15 protein-coding genes are annotated in these 19,989 nt (G+C 69.5%); 14 read left to right on the top strand and 1 reads right to left on the bottom strand.

What is annotated here, in order from left to right; translation table 11 throughout:
- The first annotated feature begins 9 nt into the window (after positions 1–9).
- Both JOM49_RS21080 and JOM49_RS21085 read left to right on the top strand, forming a co-directional pair.
- On the top strand, positions 10–1,140 hold the full coding sequence (locus tag JOM49_RS21080) for a sensor histidine kinase (protein ID WP_209665980.1): 1,131 nt from the start codon (positions 10–12) through the stop codon (positions 1,138–1,140).
- The gene (locus JOM49_RS21085; RefSeq protein WP_209665981.1) at positions 1,137–1,808 is read left to right on the top strand and encodes a response regulator; all 672 of its coding nucleotides are present in this window, start codon (positions 1,137–1,139) and stop codon (positions 1,806–1,808) included. The genes JOM49_RS21080 and JOM49_RS21085 overlap by 4 nt, the downstream gene beginning before the upstream one ends.
- On the opposite strand, the gene JOM49_RS21090 is transcribed toward JOM49_RS21085, so the two are convergent.
- Positions 1,798–2,613, bottom strand: a complete 816-nt coding sequence (locus JOM49_RS21090; protein WP_245369401.1) for a CPBP family intramembrane glutamic endopeptidase — start codon at positions 2,611–2,613, stop codon at positions 1,798–1,800. The two genes, JOM49_RS21085 and JOM49_RS21090, sit on opposite strands and share 11 nt — an antisense overlap.
- Before the next feature lie 139 nt (positions 2,614–2,752).
- Between JOM49_RS21090 and JOM49_RS21095 the strand changes: the two genes are divergently transcribed.
- The 12 genes from JOM49_RS21095 (at position 2,753) to JOM49_RS21150 (ending at position 19,972) form a co-directional block, all read left to right on the top strand.
- A complete protein-coding gene (locus JOM49_RS21095; protein ID WP_308158817.1) occupies positions 2,753–4,213 on the top strand; it encodes a protein adenylyltransferase SelO in 1,461 nt (486 codons plus the stop codon).
- A gap of 103 nt (positions 4,214–4,316) precedes the next feature.
- Positions 4,317–4,913, top strand: a complete 597-nt coding sequence (locus tag JOM49_RS21100) for a TetR/AcrR family transcriptional regulator (RefSeq protein ID WP_209665982.1) — start codon at positions 4,317–4,319, stop codon at positions 4,911–4,913.
- A 180-nt stretch (positions 4,914–5,093) separates the two neighbouring features.
- On the top strand, positions 5,094–6,785 hold the full coding sequence (locus JOM49_RS21105) for a tannase/feruloyl esterase family alpha/beta hydrolase (protein ID WP_209665983.1): 1,692 nt from the start codon (positions 5,094–5,096) through the stop codon (positions 6,783–6,785).
- A gap of 355 nt (positions 6,786–7,140) precedes the next feature.
- Positions 7,141–7,818, top strand: a complete 678-nt coding sequence (locus JOM49_RS21110; RefSeq protein WP_209665984.1) for a hypothetical protein — start codon at positions 7,141–7,143, stop codon at positions 7,816–7,818.
- A gap of 480 nt (positions 7,819–8,298) precedes the next feature.
- Entirely contained in the window at positions 8,299–8,892 is a 594-nt protein-coding gene (locus JOM49_RS21115) for a TetR/AcrR family transcriptional regulator (RefSeq protein ID WP_209665985.1), read from the top strand.
- A gap of 70 nt (positions 8,893–8,962) precedes the next feature.
- Positions 8,963–9,652 carry a type 1 glutamine amidotransferase domain-containing protein gene (locus tag JOM49_RS21120; RefSeq protein ID WP_209665986.1) on the top strand — a complete coding sequence of 230 codons (690 nt, stop codon included), beginning with the start codon at positions 8,963–8,965 and terminating at the stop codon, positions 9,650–9,652.
- Between the two features lie 130 nt (positions 9,653–9,782).
- Complete coding sequence (locus JOM49_RS21125; protein WP_209665987.1) at positions 9,783–11,789, top strand: tetratricopeptide repeat protein; 2,007 nt, start codon at positions 9,783–9,785, stop codon at positions 11,787–11,789.
- A gap of 122 nt (positions 11,790–11,911) precedes the next feature.
- Positions 11,912–12,943 (top strand): helix-turn-helix transcriptional regulator, encoded by a 1,032-nt coding sequence (locus tag JOM49_RS21130; RefSeq protein WP_308158818.1) that lies wholly within the window; start codon positions 11,912–11,914, stop codon positions 12,941–12,943.
- 133 nt (positions 12,944–13,076) lie between these two features.
- Positions 13,077–13,577, top strand: coding sequence for an RICIN domain-containing protein (locus tag JOM49_RS21135; RefSeq protein WP_209665989.1), 501 nt, complete (start codon positions 13,077–13,079; stop codon positions 13,575–13,577).
- Between the two features lie 168 nt (positions 13,578–13,745).
- Positions 13,746–16,529, top strand: a complete 2,784-nt coding sequence (locus JOM49_RS21140) for a hypothetical protein (protein ID WP_209665990.1) — start codon at positions 13,746–13,748, stop codon at positions 16,527–16,529.
- Positions 16,526–17,899 carry a hypothetical protein gene (locus tag JOM49_RS21145; protein WP_209665991.1) on the top strand — a complete coding sequence of 458 codons (1,374 nt, stop codon included), beginning with the start codon at positions 16,526–16,528 and terminating at the stop codon, positions 17,897–17,899. Before JOM49_RS21140 ends, JOM49_RS21145 begins: the two co-directional genes overlap by 4 nt.
- 54 nt (positions 17,900–17,953) lie before the next feature.
- A complete protein-coding gene (locus JOM49_RS21150; RefSeq protein ID WP_209665992.1) occupies positions 17,954–19,972 on the top strand; it encodes a hypothetical protein in 2,019 nt (672 codons plus the stop codon).
- The last annotated feature ends 17 nt before the right edge of the window (positions 19,973–19,989 follow it).

A 19,989-nucleotide genomic window follows, 5' to 3' on the forward strand; every position in this document is an offset into this window, starting at 1 on the left:
CTCCCGTCCATGTCGACACCGAGGAGTCTCCGGAGCCGCTGGGCGGGTATCGGTGCCGAAGTGCGGGACCGGTGGCTCTCCGTGGCGCTCACCGCCGCCGCGTTCGTGCCGGGACTCGCCGTCATCGGGGCACAGTTCGGGGACCTGCCGCGTCGTGGGGGTGACGTCCTCGCCGTCCTGCTCGTCCTCGGGCAGACCCTGCCGCTGGCGGTGCGCAGCCGGTGGCCCGCTGCGACGTTCGCCGTCATCGGGATCAGCTTCGCCGCGCACGAGGTGCTCGCGTACCCCACGACCGTCGGCAGCCTCGGTTTGTACTTCGCGCTGTATTCGGTGGGGGCGCACGAGGAGCGGTTCCGCCGGGTGTCGGCTGTGGTGGCATCGGCCGGGTATGTGGTGTTCGCGGTGCTCCTGATCTTGCGCGGATCGCCAGCGGGCCCATCGGACTACGTCGTCTACTTCGTGGTGCTGACCGCGGTCTGGCTGCTGGGCGCGATGGTGCGGCAGCGACGGCATCAGGAGGCCGAGCGGCGCCGCCTCGTCCACGAAGCCGCCGTGGCCGGCGAACGCGCGCGGATCGCCCGTGAACTGCACGACGTGGTGACCCACCACGTGACGGCCATGGTGGTCCAGGCCGACGCCGCCCGGTACCTGGCACCCGAGCGCGTCCCGGAGGTGCTCACCGCGATCACCGGCTCGGGACGGGACGCCCTCACCGAACTCCGGTTCCTGCTGGGCGTGCTCGAAGCGACCGGCGCGCGCACCCCGGGCCTGGCCGCCCTGCGCGACCTCGTCGACCAGCCCGGCCGGGTCGTCGAGCTGGTCGAGGAGGGCGAACGCCCCGAGCTGCCCGCGGAAACCGAGCTGACCGCCTACCGGATCGTGCAGGAAGCGCTGACCAACGCGGCCAAGTACGCCGCCGGAGCCCCGGCGGCGGTGCGGGTCAGCTACGGTGCCGACTTCCTCGAAATCGAAGTGACCACCGGAAGCCCGACGACCGGGCCCGACGCGCTAGGTTCCGGCGGCCGCGGGCTGGGCGGCCTGCGTGACCGGGTGCAGGCGCTCGGCGGCCGGTTCGCTGCGGGACCGCTGGCGGACGGGTTCCGGGTCAGCGCGATGATCCCCGCCGGGAGTGCCGCATGACCGGCTCACCGATCCGCGTCCTGATCTGCGAGGACCAGGAACTCATCCGCGCGGGTTACGCGACCGTCCTCGGCGCTCAGCCCGATTTCGAGGTGGCCGGCCAGGCGGGCAACGGCCACGAGGCACTCGCGCTGTTCGAGCGGCTGCACCCCGACGTCGTCGTGATGGACATCGAAATGCCGCTGCTGAACGGGATCGAGGCGACCCGCCGCATCGCCGGTCCCGAAGCGGCGAGTCCGGCGAAGGTCCTGATCGTCACGACCTTCAACGTCGGCCAGTACGTCTACGACGCGCTGCGGGCCGGTGCGAGCGGGTTCCTGCTCAAGGACGCGCCGCTGAACGAACTGGTCGAGGGCGTGCGCACGGTCGCCCGTGGCGACTCGCTCCTCGCGCCCGCGGTGACCCGGACGCTGATCGGCCGCTACGCCGACCGGATCCGCCCGGCCGGGACTCCCGCCGCGGGCCCGCTGGACAAGCTCGCGCGACGGGAGTTGGAGGTGCTGCGGCTGATCGCCGGCGGCCTGTCGAACGCGGAGATCGCGGCCGAACTGGTGCTCAGCGTGGAAACGGTGAAGACCTACGTCTCGCGGATCCTGACCAAACTGGACCTGCGTGACCGGGTGCAGGCCGTGGTGCTGGCCTACCGGACCGGGCTGGTCACCGTGTGACCAGCTTCGCCCTGCGGAGCAGCCACACCGCCGGGACCAGGCAGCACAGCAGCGCGAAGAGGCTCGCTTCCGGGCCGAACGCCCCGCCGGTGAGCACGTCCGGTCCGGAAAGGACGGTGCGCAGCAGGCCGGATTCGCTTTCCGCGCCGGAGACCGCGGTGCCGAACACGCCGGATTCGGTGAAGTTCCAGGCGAAGTGCAGGCCCATCGGCAACCACAGCGACCGCGTGGCCGTGTAGGCGATGGCCAGCAGCGCGCCGCCTTCGACCGCGATGGCCAGGGTGCCCCAGAGCGTGGCGTTGCCGTTGAGCAGGTGCGTCAGGCCGAAAAGCAGGGACGAGATCGCGATCGCGATGATGCTGCCGATCCGTTGTTCCAGAACGCGGTGCACCACTCCGCGGAACAGCAGTTCCTCGGTGACCGCCACCGAAGCCATCGAGCCGGCCACGCCCAGGCACGCCCAGACCGAGCCACTGGTGAAGTCGGCGTCGGTGAAGAGGGACACGAGCAGCATGGTCGCGAGGAAAGTGCCCGCGCCGATGAGCACGCCGCGCCCGAGCCCGCTCCACCGCCCGGTGGCGGCCAGTTCCGTGACCTCCCGGTCTTCGACGCGCTGGGAAAGCCATCGGTAGGCGACGATCGCCCCGGCGGCCGCGCCGATCCCGACGAGCAGACGCAGCACCGGCACGCCCGAAACCAGCATGTCCAGCGCCCGGGCGGCGATCAGCAACACGGCGGTACCGATGAGCAGAATCGGTACCCGGAACCGTTGCAGCTGTGTTTTCGGTTCGGTGGGGATGGTCATCAGAAAAGTCCTCTCGCCGGTTTCTCCGCAGTGCGGCGAGATTACGAACGAGCCGAGGCCCGCGACATCGCTCCGTGGCGGACACCCGCGGTAGCTCTCGAGAGGGACACGCGGCTTCGTGCCACGTACCGTGGACGGGGTGAGCACCACATCGCCCCCGACCTTCACCCTGGGCGCCGAGTTCGCTCGCGCCCTCCCGGAGTTGACCCTGCCCTGGCAGGCTGAGCAGGTTCCCGAGCCGCGGTTGCTTGTGCTCAACGAGCCGCTCGCCGCGGAGCTGGGCTTGCCCGCGGCCTGGCTGCGTGGCTCCGAGGGGGTGCGGCTGCTGGTGGGCAACCACGTGCCCGACGGCGCCACCCCGGTCGCGCAGGCCTACGCCGGGCACCAGTTCGGGTCCTACTCCCCGCGGCTGGGTGACGGCCGCGCGCTGCTGCTCGGCGAGGTCGTCCATGCCGACGGCCTGCCGCGCGACCTGCACCTCAAGGGGTCCGGGCGCACGCCGTTCGCCCGCGGCGGCGACGGCTTGGCCGCGGTCGGGCCGATGCTGCGCGAGTACGTCGTCAGCGAGGCCATGCACGCACTCGGCATCCCCACGACCCGCTCCCTCGCGGTGGTGGCGACCGGGCGATCGGTGCGGCGCGAGACGCTGTTGCCGGGCGCGGTGCTCGCCCGGGTGGCGAGCAGTCACCTGCGGGTCGGGAGCTTCCAGTACGCCAGGGCCACCGGCGACCTCGAGCTGCTGCGCAGGCTCGCCGACCACGCGATCGCCCGGCACCACCCGGGTGCCGCCCAGGCGGAGCACAAGTACCTGGCGCTGTTCGAGGCGGTGGTCGCCGTGCAGGCGTCCCTGGTGGCCCGCTGGATGCTCGTCGGCTTCATCCACGGGGTGATGAACACCGACAACATGACGATCTCCGGCGAGACCATCGACTACGGCCCCTGCGCGTTCATGGACGAGTTCGACCCCGCCACCGTCTACAGCTCGATCGACCACGGCGGGCGTTACGCCTACGGCAACCAGCCCGTCGTGGCCGAGTGGAACCTCGCCAGGCTCGCCGAAGCCCTGCTTCCCCTGTTCGCCGACGACCAGGAGCAGGCGATCGCACTCGCGGTCGAGGCGCTCGGGGGCTTCCGCGAGCAGTACGAGAACGCCTGGTCAGCGGGCATGTACGCCAAACTCGGCCTGTCCGGGGACGCCGCGGCCACCTTGGGGCTGATCGAGGAGCTGCTCACCCTCCTGCGGGAGAACCACGTGGATCACACCTCGTTCTACCGCCGCCTCGGCGCGGCGGCGCGAGGCGACGCCGAACCGGCGCGGGAGCTGTTCCTCGACCTCGCGGCGATCGACGGCTGGCTGGCGCGCTGGCGGGCACTGGGGCCGGACGCCGACGCGATGGATCGGGTGAACCCGGTCTACGTCCCGCGCAACCACCTCGTCGAGGAAGCCCTCACCGCCGCCACCGAGGGGGACCAGGGGCCGCTCGACCAGCTCCTGGACGTGGTGAGCGCCCCCTTCGACGAGCGGCCCGGCCGTGAGCGGTACGCGGCCCCCGCCCCGAAGGACTTCGCCGCCGCCTACCAGACCTTCTGCGGCACCTGACCGGTCGCGAAGCCACCTGGGCCCGCGTGTTCGACTTCATCGGTCGATCAAGACATCATGTACCTGAGCCGGGTGAGGCGGCCGCCGACTGCGATTGGGAGCCATGAACACATCGCGCCAGCCGACCACGCTGTGGGATCGGTCGCGGCAGGCTGTCGTCGCGGAGATCGTCGACACCGCACTGGCGTTGTTCGCCGAACACGGCTACGAAGCCGTGACCGTCGCCCAGATCGCCAAGCAGGCGGGTGTGTCGCAGCGCTCGCTCTTCCGCTACTTCGGCACCAAGGAGGACCTGGTCTGCGGCGACCAGGACGGCCTCGGGCGGCTGCTGGTCAGCACCGTCGAAACCCAGCCCGCCGAGCTGTCGCCGTGGGACGCGCTGCTCGCCGGGTTCGCCGCCATCTCCTCGGCGAACCACACGCCGGAACAGGTACTGGAGATCACCACGCTGATCTTCGACAACCCGCCGTTGCGGTCGCGGTACTACGAGAAGCGGCTGAAGTGGCAGGCCGCATTGGTGCCCGTCGTCGAGGCCAGGATGGGCATCGAGCCGGGTCCAGCGCCCGATCCGCGTGCGGTGGGCATCATCGCCACGGTGTTCGCGTGCGTTGACGCCGCGTCCGAACTGTGGGTGCGCCAGGGCGGCAAGGCGGACCCGTTCGCCCTGTACGAAGACATGCTCGCCGCCGTCCGCGGCTGACACCGGCAGCCTCCACCGCACGACGTTGCCTTGACGGTCACGTCCAATCTGGCATAGACTGCCAACTAGACGTCAAATGCCAGCGCGAATCGTCCGCAGCTCGCGGCTGAGCGCACCAGACTCTCCAGGTGCGGCGTTGCCTGCGGATCCACAGTTGATCAAGTCGAACAGGATGCACGCATGCCCGTTCCATTCCAGCGCAACAGGCTTCTGCTTGCCTTGACCGCGACGCTCATGGTCGCGGTCGCCATTCCGGTGGCCAATTCCGCCGTCGTCGGCAGCGAAGTGAACGCGGCCACGGGAAAGAAATGCTCCGAATTGGCCGGCCTCAAGATCGCGGCCAACGCCATTGGTTTGCCCACCGGTGGCGCCACCGTTTCTTCAGCGGTCTCCGCGAGCGCCGGTGGGGCCGGAAACCAGGCTTACGGCAGTCATTGCCTGGTTTCCGGGGACATCACGCCGGTTGATCCGGCCGCGCCGAACATCAAGTTCCAGCTGGCGCTCCCGGAAAAATGGAATGGTAAAGCCGCGATGCTCGGCGGTGCCGGATTGAATGGTTCCATCCCGCCACTCACGAATGCGTCGAACCTCTGGGGCTCCCAGAAGCAGCCGATTCCGCTCAGCCGGGGCTACGCGGTGTTCTCGAGCGACTCAGGGCACCAAGCCAAGGCGGGGGAGCATCCGGCCGCTTTCGGCGCCAACCAGGAAGCCCTCAAGAACTACGCGGGCGACGCGCTCAAGAAGACTCGCGACGTCGCGATGAGACTGGTCCGTTCCCACTACGGTCGCGCGCCTGGCAAGTCCTACTTCATCGGCTACTCGAAGGGCGGCGGCGAGGCGCTGGCTGTCGCCCAGCGCTGGCCGGCCGACTGGGACGGCGTGGTCGCCGGCGCGCCGGGCTGGAACGTCACCGGAGTAGCGCTCGACGGGCTCAAGGCCGCCCAGGCGGTGGCCGTGCCGGGAGCCTGGCTGAACGAAGCGAAGCGCCACACTCTCTATGCCGGCGTGCTGAAAGCGTGTGATGCTCTCGACGGCGCGAAGGACGGCGTGATCAGCAATGCCCGCGCCTGCGAGGCCCGGTTCGACCCCGCCGTCCTGAGGTGTCCGCAGGGCGCGGACACGGGCGATGTCTGCCTGTCCGACGTTCAGCTCACTGCCCTGAAGAAGATCAATGATCCCCAGTCCCTGGCCTACGCGATCGGCACGGGCGAGTCGAGCATCCCCGGCCACCCGGTCTACCTCGCCGACCACGGTGGAGGAGTGCCCGACGCCGTCCACAAGGAAATGCTGACCCAGCTCAGTGTGTACGGTTCTACGCCGCCTGCTTTCCCGCCGACCCCGCAGATGGGCGTGTACCTGGCCGACGGCGTCATTCGCCACATGATCGCGAAAGACCCGAATTTCAACACCCTGATGATGGACATCCCGAGCGGAAACGGACTGGCTTCACGCATCGAAGCTCATTCGGCGCTCTTCTCCAACAACACCGACCTGTCGCCTTTCCGGAAAGGCGGCGGAAAGCTCCTCCTCTGGACCGGCGGTGCCGAACCGGCAGCCAGGACGAGCGCGCACTACTACTCGGGCATGCAGGCGACGATGGGGCCCGCGCGAGTGGATTCATTCGCTCGATACTACGAAATCCCCGGCGCCCAGCACGGATTCTCGTCAGCTTTCCACCCGGAATGGGACCAGCTGGCGACGATCGAGAACTGGGTGGAGAAAGGCGTCGACCCGGCGAACAACATCGTGGCCACCGATGACGCCGGCGTTCCCGGCCGCACCAGGCCGCTGTGCACGTTCCCCAGCTGGCCGAAGTACAACGGCTCAGGCGACGTCAACAACGCGAAATCCTTCACCTGCACCACCCGGTGACAGCGCGATCTGTTTGAGAGTTGTCGCTGACAGCGGCTCGTGACCGTGGCGATCAGGATCGCCACGGTCACGAGCACGCCGGCCGCCCCGGCTTCAGCGACGCACGCGGCGTGCCCGGCGTCGGCAGTGAAAGCGACTCGGCACAGGCGGTCAGTCCGTCGTGGTCGAAGCGCCTGCCACGCGGTCAGTCCCACCAACGGCAGCGCGGCTGTGGTCATTGCGGGGTGGACTCGTGGAGTGCCGGTGCGCTGGACTATTCGGGTCTGGATTACCCGACCAGGCCGTGGTGTCGACCTGAAGCGTCGGTGCCGGTTGCTATACAGGATTCGCGCGACAGCAATCTGGAAGGACTCGGATGGCAAGGCGAATCGGCGGCGCGGGTGGCGGATCTGATGCAGGTGGTGGCGGCGCGAAGAAGGTGGTTGCAGCAGCGGTTGCCGCCGGGGTCCTCGCCGGGGGCGGTGGTGTGACCGGCGCATTCTCCTCGTCCGGCGGGGCGAGCACGGGCGAAGCCGCGCTCGGTCGCACCGTCAAAGCTCGCAAAGCCGACAGCAAATCGGCGGCCCGACGGGGCAATGCCGACGAAGCTTGGCAGAAGATGGGTATGCGCACGCTACGCCGGGTGGCGAAACAGGATTTGAACTGTGTCGCGAACTCCTTCGACGACATTCGTGCCTTCTTCGTCAAGACTCCTTGCGCGTTGCTGGACCGCACTCTGTTCGCCGTGGCGGACGACAACGGCGGCAGTATCGTCATCTCGGTCGCCTGGGTGAAATTCCACAGCCGCGCTGACGCCCGGCGTTTTCAATCGTTGATCGACCAGCACGGCAACGGCGACGTCCGGCCCTTGGCGACCAGCATGCTGGGCGTCGCCGAGGTTCGGTTCACCGGCCTGAACTATGACTCCGATATCCAAGGCGGCCGTACCGTCGCCATCGGCGAAACCGAACAACTCGACGGAAGCCCGGACGAAACGTTGCTTGATGCCCTGGCCGAGGTCGCCGTTCAACTGCCAAGCGCAGGCCGACCCTAGTGCTGCGGCCAGCAGGACGACTACGACGGGGATGGTCATGCCGACGGTGAAACCGAAGTGCTCGGCGGCCAGGTCGATCACCGCGGGTCCGGACAAGAGGCCAAGAAGACCCAGTGTCGATACCCGCCGATGGCGTGGCTGCAGCGCAGGCCGGGAACGGATCCGCTGGCGGTGAAGGTGGCGGGCAGAGGGTAGGACAAGCCCAAACCGAGCCTGGCCAGCCCGGCGGCGGTGCTGTCCAGAAGGAACCCGAGCCCGACGCCCGCGATCAGCGTTCCGGCGAGGAACGGCTGGTGGAGGACGACTTGGGCTGGCCAGCGGCTGCTGGCGTGGGCGAGGCCGTGCCATTCACGCTCGACGCGCTGCCGGTCGGTTGTCTTGTGGAGCTTGAGGCACGTCGGCGTAGGTGGCCGCGGCCCAGGCCGAGGGGTGACGAGGGTTACTAGACGACTGGTCTACTCGACTGCTAGGGTTCGAGTCATGCCGGTCACCTCACGCAACACCGACACCCGTCGGAACATCCTCGATGCGGCTCAGCGCATCATGGCTCGCCGGGGTTTTTCCGCTGTCGGTCTCAACGAGGTGCTCTCGGAGGCCGGCGTGCCGAAAGGTTCCTTCTATCATTTCTTCGCTTCGAAGGACGCTTTCGGTGAAGCGATACTAAGAAGCTATTTCACGGACTATGTCGCAGACATGGACCGGGTTATCGCCGGAGCCGACGGGTCGGCGGCCGACCGCCTGATGGCCTATTGGCAGCAATGGCGCCAGACGCAGAGCGTGGATGACTGTCAGGGCAAGTGCCTCGCGGTGAAACTCGGCGCCGAGGTGGCCGACCTTTCGGAGTCGATGAGGCTGGCTCTGAAAGAAGGCACGGACGCCGTCGTCGACCGCATCGAGCGGGCGATCGTCGCAGGTCTGGAGGACGGTTCGCTGTCGGTCGATGGCGAGCCGCGCGCCGCGGCTCAGGTCTTGTACGACCTGTGGCTCGGCGCGAGCGTGATGGCCAAGATTCACCGCAGCCCCGCGCCGCTGGACACCACCATGACGGCCACCCGTCAGTTCCTGCACTTGTAAAGCCCTTGGATGCCGGGGCACAGGCATCTTTATCCACTCAGAGACGACCGGTCTACTAAGGAAGGAAGTCATGAAGGTACTCATCGTTCTCACTTCACACGACGAACTGGGGGACACCGGGCGGAAGACCGGTTTCTGGCTGGAGGAACTGGCCGCGCCGTACTACCGCTTCAAGGAAGCCGGCTGGCAGATCGTGCTCGCCTCACCGCGGGGCGGCCGGCCGCCGCTGGACCCGAAGAGCAACGAACCCGACTTCCAGACCGAGCAGACCCGGCGCTTCGAAGCCGACCCGGAGGCCACCGCGGCGCTGGCGGCCACCGTGCGCCTGGATTCGGTGTCGGCCGACGACTTCGACACGGTCTTCTACCCCGGCGGCCACGGCCCGCTCTGGGATCTGGCCGAAGACGCCGGCTCCGCGCGGTTGATCGAAACGACCTTGCGCTCGGGCAAGCCGCTCGCGCTGGTGTGCCACGCTCCCGGCGTGCTGCGCCACGCCGTCGACGAGGACGGCGCGCCGCTGGTGCGGGGCAAGCAGGTCACCGGGTTCGCCAACTCCGAGGAGGAGGCGGTTCAGCTCACCGAGGTCGTCCCGTTCCTGGTCGAAGACGAGCTCAAGCACCTGGGAGGCACCTACTCCAAGGGCGGTGACTGGGAGCCCTACGTCGTGCAGGACGGTCTGCTGATCACCGGGCAGAACCCCGCCTCCTCGGCCCCGGCGGCCGACGCCCTGATCAAGCTGGTCACCACGACCAGGGCGTGACCCCCGAAGCGGGCGGTGGCACCGGGTTTCCGGCCGGTGCCACCGCACGCGTCCGTCCCGGCCGGCCGTCACGTGTGTCCCGGGCGTAACCGCACCGCGGGCTCGGTACCCTGCCTCGGGGAGGGACCACATGACGTCGACGTTGCCCGAGCAGATTCCGGATCCCAATCCGCATTTCGTCAACCAGGTCACCGTTCTCGACACGGCGATGGCAGCAGTGCGCCGTGCGCGAGCGGAAGGGCACCAGGCGACGGTGGTGTTCGGTGGCGGCCCGGGAATCGGCAAAACCGCCGTGGCGCTGATGCTGGCGGAACGAGCACGCGAGCTGTATCCCGACGGCCGGTTGTTCGCGCGGTTGAACGGGGACCTGGACGACGAGGGTATCGAAGCCGCGATCCTGGGGGACTTCCTCCAGGAGTTGGGCGAAGGCCGAGCCGACCTGCCTGACCGCCTGGATGCCCGGCGGGCCCGCTTCCATTCCCTCACCAAGGACAAACGCCTGATGGTGCTGCTCGACGGCGTGGTGCGGGCCGGTCAGGTGCGCATGCTGGTGCCCGGTGGCGCCGGGTCGCTGGTGATCGTGACCGAGGCCCAGCCGTTGGGGACACTGGCCGCCCACGGACCGGCGACGTTCCTCGACCTGGCGCCGCTGGAAGACACGGCAGCCCTCGCCCTGTTCGAGCGCGTGCTCGGCGAGACCGAGGTCGCACGGAACCGGACGGCGATCGAAGAGATCATCCAGCTGTGTGACCAACTGCCACTGGCTCTCACCGTGGTGGCGGCTTTGCTGCGGCGATTCCCGCAGCGCCCGGCCGAGCGGTTGTTGCGTGATCTGCGGGACGAGCGCCGGCGCGTGCGTGCCCTGTCGCGCGGGGACGACGTGTCCGTCGCGGCGGCCTTCAACCTGGCCAAATCCAGGCTGAACGACACCGCGCTCGCCTGTTACCACGCAATCGGATCGCAGCCCAGCAGCGGCACGTGGAGCGCCGGCGCACTGGCCACGGCGTTGAAGCTGCCCGAGATCGACGTCGAGGACGGACTACGGGACCTGGCCGAGGCGAGGCTCGCCGAGGAACTGACCGGCGAGCGGTACCTGGTACGGGATCTCGTGCGCTTGCACGCGCGGGACACCGACCCCGCGGAGCCCGAAGAACGCGAGCGCCGAAGTGAACGCCTGCTGCGCCACTGGTTCGACGGAACCGTGGCGGCGGACCAGTTGATCGCACCCGCGCGGCCCTGGCGGGCCCGGTTCCTGCCCGCACAACGCCTCGTGGTGCGCCACGCCGATCGGGAAGCGGCTTGGCAGTGGCTGCACCGGGAACGCGCCAACCTGCGCGCGGCGGTCGAATACGCCTACAGCGTCGGTGAGGACGTGCTGGTCGCCCGGTGGTGCGTGGCGCTCTGGCCGTTCTATGAATCCGGGAAGTTGCTCGATGAACTGCTGGCCACGCACCAGCTCGGCCGTGCCGCCGCGACACGCCTCGGCGACGCTGCGCTGGCCAGCTTGCTCGCCACCCAGGCCGGTTTCGCCCACTATCTGCGTCGCGAGGTCGACGAGGCGATCACCGCGTTCGACAGCGCGGTGGACCAGGCACGCGAAACCGGTGACCGCGAGCTGGAGGCGAGCGCGGTGGAGGGTCTCGGCCTGGCCCTGCACACGGCCGGACGCCTCTCGGACGCACGGGACCAGCTGAGCCGCAACCTCGAGCTGGCCACCGCGATCGAGAATCCACGCCGGATCGCGCTGGCCCGGATGCACCTGGCCAAGGCACTGCCGCCGGAGGCCGCGCTGCCCCTGCTCGACCAGGCGGGCAGCCACTTCGATGCCCACAGCGAGACGGTCAACGCCGCCAAGACCGACACCTGGCGAGGGATCAAGCACCTGGAGGCGGGAGCGCTCGACGACGCCGAGCACACACTCGCCCACGCGCTCGCGGTCATGGCGCAGGCTCGACGGCGTTTCGACGAAGCCGTGGCGCTCGAGGCGCTGGGTGACGTCGCCGCCAGCGCCGGGCGGCCGGAACTGGCGCACGAGCGGTATTCCGAGGCTTTGACGATTTTCGAAGACCTGAGGTTCGCGCTCAACAGCGACGCGGTCCGGGGCAAGCTCACGGCTGTGGGTAATCCTGATGAGTGACCCGCACGGTGTGCGAAACAGCGCCGGTGGCCGGTGAGGAGTACTCGACGACCGGGCCCCTGATCGGGGGTTGTGGCGTGACGCCGTTGCGGGATTCGTGAATGGCGGAGCATGCTCGTGGCGTGAGCCGGTCGAGGGGGCTGCGCGAGCTGGACGCGGCGGTCGTGTGCGGGGCGACGTGGGACGAACTGGGGGCGATGGTTTCGAGGGCTCTCCACCGCGCGGTACCGCATGACGCCTTGCGGCTGACCGGGATCGGGCCGGGCTGCGGGCTTTCCTCCTTCAGCTTCTGGCACGGCTACGAGGCCGACCTCGGCCAGGCGCTCCTGCATAGTTGCCACATCGGCGAGGATCCGTATCGCTGGGAGGATCTCCTCCCGCGGGCAGTGCCCGCTGCACTGGTCGGTGCGGGACCCGCCGGTGACAGGCGCCATCGCGCCACCCGGCGCCTGTTCGCCGACCACGGCGTGGGCAGTGAACTACGGCTGGTGCTGCGCGACACCCGGCACGTGTGGGGCACGCTCGGCCTTCTGCGAACCCAAGGTGGCACGCAGTTCGGTACGCACGACATCGCCACCGCGGCTCGGCTGACCCCGGCGCTGGTGGCGTTCCTGCGTCAGTACGTCACCGCCGGCACGCTGTCCCCGCTCGAGCCGAACCCGCCGCCAGGGGTGCTCGTCGTCGGGGCGGATCACCAGATCCGCCAGGCCACGCCCCAGGCCATCGAGTGGCGTCGATGCCTGAGCAGCAGGCAGAGTGCCCCGGCCTGGACCGGCAAGACCTTCTTCGCCGGGTTGTCCGCCGCGGCGGCCCGCTCCCCGGCCGCGCCCACCCTGGTGGTGGGGCCCTCGGCGAGCTACGGCCGCTGGGTCGCCTGCCAAGCCGAACTGCTGGGTGAGGGCCCCGGCGCGGACGTGGCCGTGGTCATCCAGGCAGCGACCGCGAACCAGCTGCTTCCCTCCCTCTGCTTCTGGTACGGCATCACCCCCAGGGAACGGCAGGTCGTCGAGCACCTCTGCGACGCGGCGGCGCCGAAGCAGATCGCCCGCCTGCTCGAGCTGTCCGTGCACACGGTCAACGACCACCTCCGTTCGGTCTTCCGCAAGACCGGACTGCACGGGAGCCAGGAGCTGGTCGCCGCGCTCCGGGGGTGATCGCGAGAGCGCGGCCACCGGAGCGCCGAGTGCCGCAATCCCGAAGTCTGGGGATATCAGCGACACCGCTTGCCGGGCAAGACTTTGCTCGTGCCGCGCCGCACGGAGCCGGCGGGCGGAGAGGGGAAACGACATGACGAAAGCCAGTGCGAAACGGCTGGTTTCCGTGCTGGGCGCCGCCGTGCTGGGGGTCGGCGGCGCCGTGGCAGCGAGTTCGGCCGCGGCGGAGGAGTCTTCGGCGGACCTGGTCGGGTTCATGCTCGCGTCGAGCATGAACAACAGGTGCCTCAACGTCGCGGACGCGAATCCCCACAAGGGCGCGATGGTGCACATGTGGGACTGCGGCGGCTGGGCCAACCAGCGGTGGTCCTGGCGGGGGGAGAACCTGGTCAGCGATCTCAACCCGGGGCAGTGCCTGGACGTGCGGGGCGCCAATGGTGACCACGGTGCCGCGGTGGGCCTGTACGACTGCGTCGAGGAGCCTCAGCAGCACTGGTACCGGGAAGGCGGGCAGCTGAAGAACCGCATCAACGGCAAGTGCCTGAGCATCCCGAACCAGAACTGGTGGAACGGCGCTTCGGTGGCGATGTGGGGCTGCGGGGGCGGCGGCGACCAGTACTGGCACACCACCTGATCCAGCCGGTGCCCCGGCCGGCGCGGCCGGGGCACCGGCTCCGGGGGCACCGATCGGTGCACTCAAGGGCGGGGAACTCCGGCCCTCGGCCCGCACGTGACCTCGCTGCCCCGGTGGCGGTCCCGGTTCGAGAATCCAAGCAGGAAACCCCACCTGTACGGAGGACCGATGACGGCCCCTGCACCCCCGGCCCTCAGCGACGAAGGCGTCCGGATCGCCGAACGCAACGCCTGGATCCGGGGCAACCCGGCCCGGCTGGGCACACCGCCCGAAACCTTCGCCAAACTGCTCGGAGACGAGGACTGGCGCCGGACCTTCCGCGACTGGCTCGTCGGCAGCACCCGCGAACTGCCCAACAAGGACATCTTCGGGGACGACAGGGACGTCATCGTCGCCCTCTACGACCGGCTGACCCGCGCCGGGCAGCGGGACAAGAAAACGGCGGCGCTCTACGCCCAGCCGTTCGAGGACAAGTTCCACTACTTCACCTCGGACGTGCGCTGGGTTCGCCGGAAAGTCGGAGAACACGCCGAACAGCTCAAGGAAGAAGCGCGAGCGGACGGCCGGCGGCTCAGTTCCCGCGAAGCCAGGAAGCAGGCCGGTGCCGAGGTCCGCAACGCCGTGTTCGCCGGGGCGATGCTCAAGGAGCTGGGCACCCTCGACATCGGGGTGATGCTGCTGGCGAAGCTGCACGTCGAGCAGTACCGCAACACCGCGTTCCAGCTCTACCGCGGGGTGATCGAACAGCTCGAAAACACGCCTTGGGACGAGCAGGAGAACGAAGACGGCGAAGTGGCCCCGTACGGGTACAAGGCCGACGCCCTCATGATCCTGAACGAGTCGATGCAGCCGGTGCTGAACGCGGTCGCGGCCATCCAGTCGACCAGCGGGAAGCTCGAAGCCCTCGGGAACCCGGCCACCGACCCCGAGGTCGTGGCCGCGCTGCAGGGGCAGGCCGCGCAGCTCAGCGAGCAGCTGTTCGCGGACTTCGCCGAGTTCGCCGAGGCCGTCGCCGGGCAGGGCCGGGCGATGACCAGGGCGGTGCACCTGGTCCGGCAGTGGGCGGAGTGGACCACGCGGAACACCATCCGCGAGGGCTGGGCCACCATCCACCCCGGGCTGGCCGGGGCGCTCACCGCCATCCGGATCACCAGCGAGCTGTGCCAGGCGGTGGGTGAGCTGATCCCGGGGGCGCACCAGCAGGTCATGCCCTTCGTCGGCGGGCTGGTCGAGCTCTCCGGCACCGCGCTGGTCGAGATCACCACCTACGCCCAGGCGCAGGACGTGGACAACCAGGCGAAGTACGCGACGAAGGCCTGGCAGACGAAGAAGGACCTCGACCCGGTGACCCGGGGTGTGGTGGCACTGGCCGACGGCGTGGACAAGGTGGACGACGCGATCGCCACCGTGCACACGAAGTTCGCCCGGTTCGTCGGCGAGGGCGTGAACAGGGGGGCCGGGCTGCTCGGCGCCCGGGAACACGTGCAGGCGCACGCCGGGGACACGGCGGCCCGCGTGCTGCAGGCGGGCATGCAACTCCAGGAGTACAAGACGGAGATGCCCTCGACGTTGGAGGGGGTGCTGGTCAAGGCCGCGGAGGCCCTGCTGGAGGCGGGCGGGAACCAGACCGCCGCCGCGGTTCCGGTGGTGGGCCTGGTAGTGCACGCCAAGAACGTCGTCCAGCTCGGGGCGGGCTACTGGCGGGCCCAGGTCCAGGAACTGGTCCGGAAGGGGCACCTGACCGAGGAGGACGAAGCCAAGGTCGTCGCCCTGATCACCGGCCGCGACAAGCTGAGGAACCCATACCACACGATGTTCGAGTGGGACGCGCTGCAGGTGCGCCCGGACGCCGGGCAGCCGCGGGTGCTCCTGGCCGCGGTCCCGGGTGCCGAGCTGAGGATCGACCTCGACCAGGGGGAGGTCACCTCGGCCGACGAGACGCTGCTCGAGCGGCGCTTCCTGGCTGCGGTGCGGTCCGCCGCGGGGGCGGGGATCCGGCTCGACGGGAACACCTGGGCGCCCGACTGGTCCTCGGCCGAGATCACCCTGCGGGGGCCGGGCGACATGTACGTCGAGGTCGAAGCGGGCACCACGGTCAACGGGCAGGCCTACACCGGCAGGCTGCAGGTCCACTACGAGTGGGAGACCAACCTGGTCGACGCCCGGCTCGTCCGCTCGGACAAACCGGTGCCGCGCAACGAGGTGGAAGCCAAGCTCATGCTCTGGGAAACCACGAAGGAGGGCGGTGGCCCGATCACCGAGGAGTTGCTGGCGCAGACCTTCACCGGTGACCGGGTGAACTTCAGCGGCCGCCAGTACACCCTGACCGGTCCGGTGCTCGTCAGCGACGCCACCGGCCTGGACGCCGGCTGGATCGCCTTCGTGATGAAGAGCGAAGGCGAGCCCACGCACACCGTGGACCTGACCTACAGCACGCGCGACGGCCTGCGGGTGCTCGCGGTGGACGCCACCGACCAGGCCCCGCACAACCCCAAGCCGGCCGAGCAGGCCGACACCACCCCGTTCGGGAAGAAGATCCGCGCCTACGCCTACGCGGCCGCCGGTGAGCAGCCGCCGGACGGCCCGCCGACCGCGGACGATCTGGTGCAGCTGCTCAAGAACACCGGCAACCACGCCTTCACCGAAGGCGGGAAGAACTACAAGGTGATGGGAGACCCGCGGATCGTCACCATGGATCTGCCGCGCGGCCTCGTGGTCTTCGAGATGACGCTGAACTGGGGCGGCACCGCGCGGTTCACCTACGAGCTGGACGCGCCGGTGCGCCGCCAGGTGCGGCCCATGCAGCTCGACGCCATGGCGAAAGCCGACTGGGACGCGGCGCTGGCGCAGATCCGCGCCGAAGCGCAGGAGCGGGCGCGACTGGAAGCACTGCTGGCAGCCAGAGGCCGCGGTGTCGCGGTGAACCTGATGAACGGGCAGGCGACGCGATGACCACCACCGAACCCACCACCGGGCAGCCCGGCACCGATGAGCTGACCGAGGACGACCTCGCGCGGCTGAACCAGGCGACCCTCGAGCTGGTCGCGAGCCGGCCCACCTTCGGCCTGCTCGACCCCGAGGACGCGATCTGGCACGGCGCCGAGGAACCCGGGCGGCACCTGATCTCCATCAGCGGGGTGCTCGGCCTGCTCGACGTCGACCAGCGGAGCTTCACCCCGGTGCTCGACGGCGAACCGGCCATGCGGGAACTGCTGGTCGAGCGGCTGACCGCCGAGCACGGTGCCACGCCGGTCCCGGTCACCGAGCCGCGGTACGTGGTGGCGTGGACCTCGGCCGAAGTCCAGTCGGAAGCTGGCGGGACGCTCGTGGTGACCGCCACGGCCGCACCGCTGAGCGGCGGGCCCGCGGCGGAGGTGCGCATCAGCCTGGACAGCGCCTTCGCGATCACCGACCTCACGCCCGCCGAGGACCCAGCCGAAGACGAAACCAGCGAAGCCAGCGAGGCCACCGAAACCGCTGAAGCCGCCACTGAAACCCAGGCCGAAGCTCCCGGAAACGAAGCGGAAGCACCGGAAGAGAACGACAATCCCATCGCCACGCGGAGCGGGATCACCGCCGGCTACCTGAGCGGCCACTACGGCGAAACCCCGTTCCCGTACCTGCGCCGCGGGCTCGTCGTCGACTGGAGCACGTGGCAGCCGGACCAGGCGACGCCGGAGGGACTGGTCGGCTCCTGGGTGGAAGCGGGCACCGCGCTGGGCGGCAAGTACCGCGCCTACGCCTGGTTCGACCCGGCTTCGGGCTTTTCGCTGGCCCAGGCGGACGAGCTCGAGCCGCCCGACCTCGGCGCGCGGCTCGGCGAGCACTACGGCGAAAGCGCCTTCCCGTTCGAGGGCGAGCACTTCGTCATCGACTGGACCACCTGGCAGGTCCAGCCGACCCCGCTCGACCAGCCCTTCGGTTCGGCGCTGGAAGCCACCGGCGGCGGGGGCGGGAAGTACGCCCTCTACGCCTGGTTCGACCCGGCCGCGGGCGTCGAAATCGTTCGGGCGGAACAGCTCGGCGCGCCCGAGCCGGATCTCTCGGCTCGCTTCCACGGCGAACTCGTGCCCGCTCTGCGCTCGGCGTGGGAGTCCGGCGGACGGCGGCTGGTCGAAGCGGGCGGGCGGTCCTACGACGTCGGCGGCTGGCTCGACGGGGAGTACGGGTGCGAACTCGAGTTCACCGGGTTCCGCGAGCCGTACTACCACGCGCGGCTCGGCGCGGTGGCCGAACGGGACGGGCAGCAGGTGCCCGTCACCTGCGAACTGCGGATCCAGGACGCCGGGGCGGTCTGGGTCGACGCGGAGCACGACCGTTAGCCGCGCTCCGCGTCGACCCCAGACCGCACCCGAGCCCGGAAAGAGGACAGCCCCATGCACCCCGATTCGTTCGACCCGCGGGAGTGGACGTTCCTGACGCCGTTGGTCGACCCGACCTTCGTCGCCGGCACCCCGACGCCGAAGGACCTCCGGTACCTGCGCAAGGACGATCCCGGCTGGTTCCCGCTCTTCAGCGCCTACGTGCAGCACCACCACGGCGACCTGATCCACCACCTCGGGGAGGTGGACCAGTTCGAGCGGCGCCACAAGGAAAAGTACTTCGACGACGTCGAAGGCTTCGGGATGCTGGGCCGCGTCGCCAAGACCTTCAGCGCGCAGAACCTCAACGACTCGCTGAACCCGTACGCGGAGGCGAAGAAGAAGTTCGACGAGGAGTCGGCGCGCTACGAGGCGAGCGTGGCGGCTCTCGGCGTCGTCTTCCCGGCCTTCGTCACGAAGGTGGACCGGCTGCGGGAGCTGATGGCGCAGCGCGGCGGAGCCTTCAACGTGATGACCGGCGCGGGCAACTCGGCCGAGCTGATCGGCCGGTACTGGGAGGTCTACGGCATCCTGGGCCGGGTCAAACCCCAGCTGGAACCGCTGCGCGCCGGGTTCCGGCTCCTGCACGGCCTCACCGGCATCGAGCGGACCTCGGTCGCGAGCCAGTTCAAGGACTTCCGGGCGAAGTTCGACGCCGCCGAGCAGACCGTCGCGGGTGTCGACGTGCTCGCCCCGCGGTTGTGGCAGGCCATCGACCGGCTGTCGAAGGAAGTCGCCGGCGGCGGGTTCCCCGCCGAGGCGACGACCGCCGAGGTGGGCGAGGCGGTCCGCGCCCAGCAACAGCTGCTCGCCGAGATCGGCAACGCCTACCGGCTGGCGGCCGAAGCGTGCGCCACCTGGGCGGTGGCCAACGCCGAAGACCTGGCGGCCAAGAAGATCCAGCTGGACAACCCCGTGCTCGGCTCGGTCTACCGCGTGGTCAACGGACTTCTCAAGGTGGGCGTCGGGGTTTCCCGGATCATCGACCTCGACACCCAGGTGCTCTCGACCCCGCTGTCGGTGCTCCAGGTCGCCATCGAGACGGCACCGAACTTCGCCAACCAGGTGAAGACGTGGAACCGGCCGGATGTCGCGCTGGACCGCCTCGGGGACGCGGCGGCGTTCGGGTTGGCGGGCAACGCCGGGGAAACCGTGGAGGGCGTGATCAAGTACCCCCGCCTCGGTGAGCCGGTGGTCGGCGCGGGGATGGACGCGGCGAGCGACGTGCTGGCGGCGGCCGCCACGGCGGCGGAGTACGCACCGGTCGTCGGCGGCGCGTTCACCGTGGCCCGCGGTGTGCAGGACCTCATGTCGATCGACCTCCACGAGATCAAGACCATCGAGGAGCAGGAACAGCTCAAGTACGCGCGGGAACTGGTCACCACCTGTCTCGGCTCGTGGAACCGCCTCGGCGTCCTCGACTTCGACGAAGGCGTGGTCTACCGCGGGCTCACCGATTTCGGCGTGTGGATCACGGTGACCGACCGGCAGGGCCGGAAGCTCGACGGGCGCGTCGACAGCACCGGGCAGTTCTTCGCCGACGCGGGCCACGACCTCACCGTGGACCTGGCGCGCCAGGCCGCGAGCCACGACACCGACCGGGGCAACCGGCGCCAGGCCGTCGACGCCAAGCCGCGGTGGGCGAACCTGACCTTCACCGAGCACGTGCAGGAAGGTTCGCTGAACGTCTACAAGTTCACCGGGCCGATCGAGTTCGAGGACCGCGGCGAGCACAACGGCGACGGCGAGGTCCGGGTCTACTACAGCCCCGCGGAATTCCGGTACCTGTACTGGGAAGCCGACGATCTGCCCACCCGGGCGCTGTGGACGGAATTGGCGCAGTACCAGGACCGCGGCCTCGTCGAGGAACAGGGCGGGCGGTTCACCATCAGGCTGGACTCCCCGGAATACCGGCAATTGAGCGAGCAGGACGGAGACGGGGCCCTGCGCCTCGGCGACCGCGTGGCGACCTGGAACACCTGGCACGACCAAGGCCTGATCGTGCTCGCCGGGCCGTACGTGCACCACCTCTGAGCCGACGGCGGTCCCGG

This window comes from Amycolatopsis magusensis (genome assembly GCF_017875555.1).
In the GTDB taxonomy this organism is placed as follows: domain Bacteria; phylum Actinomycetota; class Actinomycetes; order Mycobacteriales; family Pseudonocardiaceae; genus Amycolatopsis; species Amycolatopsis magusensis.

Coding starts and splice junctions, on each gene's coding strand:
- JOM49_RS21105 (WP_209665983.1), top strand. CDS start 5,094: ATGCCCGTTCCATTCCAGCGCAACAGGCTTCTGCTTGCCTTGACCGCG.
- JOM49_RS21085 (WP_209665981.1), top strand. CDS start 1,137: ATGACCGGCTCACCGATCCGCGTCCTGATCTGCGAGGACCAGGAACTC.
- JOM49_RS21115 (WP_209665985.1), top strand. CDS start 8,299: ATGCCGGTCACCTCACGCAACACCGACACCCGTCGGAACATCCTCGAT.
- JOM49_RS21110 (WP_209665984.1), top strand. CDS start 7,141: ATGGCAAGGCGAATCGGCGGCGCGGGTGGCGGATCTGATGCAGGTGGT.
- JOM49_RS21135 (WP_209665989.1), top strand. CDS start 13,077: ATGACGAAAGCCAGTGCGAAACGGCTGGTTTCCGTGCTGGGCGCCGCC.
- JOM49_RS21125 (WP_209665987.1), top strand. CDS start 9,783: ATGACGTCGACGTTGCCCGAGCAGATTCCGGATCCCAATCCGCATTTC.
- JOM49_RS21140 (WP_209665990.1), top strand. CDS start 13,746: ATGACGGCCCCTGCACCCCCGGCCCTCAGCGACGAAGGCGTCCGGATC.
- JOM49_RS21090 (WP_245369401.1), bottom strand. CDS start 2,613: ATGACCATCCCCACCGAACCGAAAACACAGCTGCAACGGTTCCGGGTA.
- JOM49_RS21150 (WP_209665992.1), top strand. CDS start 17,954: ATGCACCCCGATTCGTTCGACCCGCGGGAGTGGACGTTCCTGACGCCG.
- JOM49_RS21100 (WP_209665982.1), top strand. CDS start 4,317: ATGAACACATCGCGCCAGCCGACCACGCTGTGGGATCGGTCGCGGCAG.
- JOM49_RS21120 (WP_209665986.1), top strand. CDS start 8,963: ATGAAGGTACTCATCGTTCTCACTTCACACGACGAACTGGGGGACACC.
- JOM49_RS21145 (WP_209665991.1), top strand. CDS start 16,526: ATGACCACCACCGAACCCACCACCGGGCAGCCCGGCACCGATGAGCTG.
- JOM49_RS21080 (WP_209665980.1), top strand. CDS start 10: ATGTCGACACCGAGGAGTCTCCGGAGCCGCTGGGCGGGTATCGGTGCC.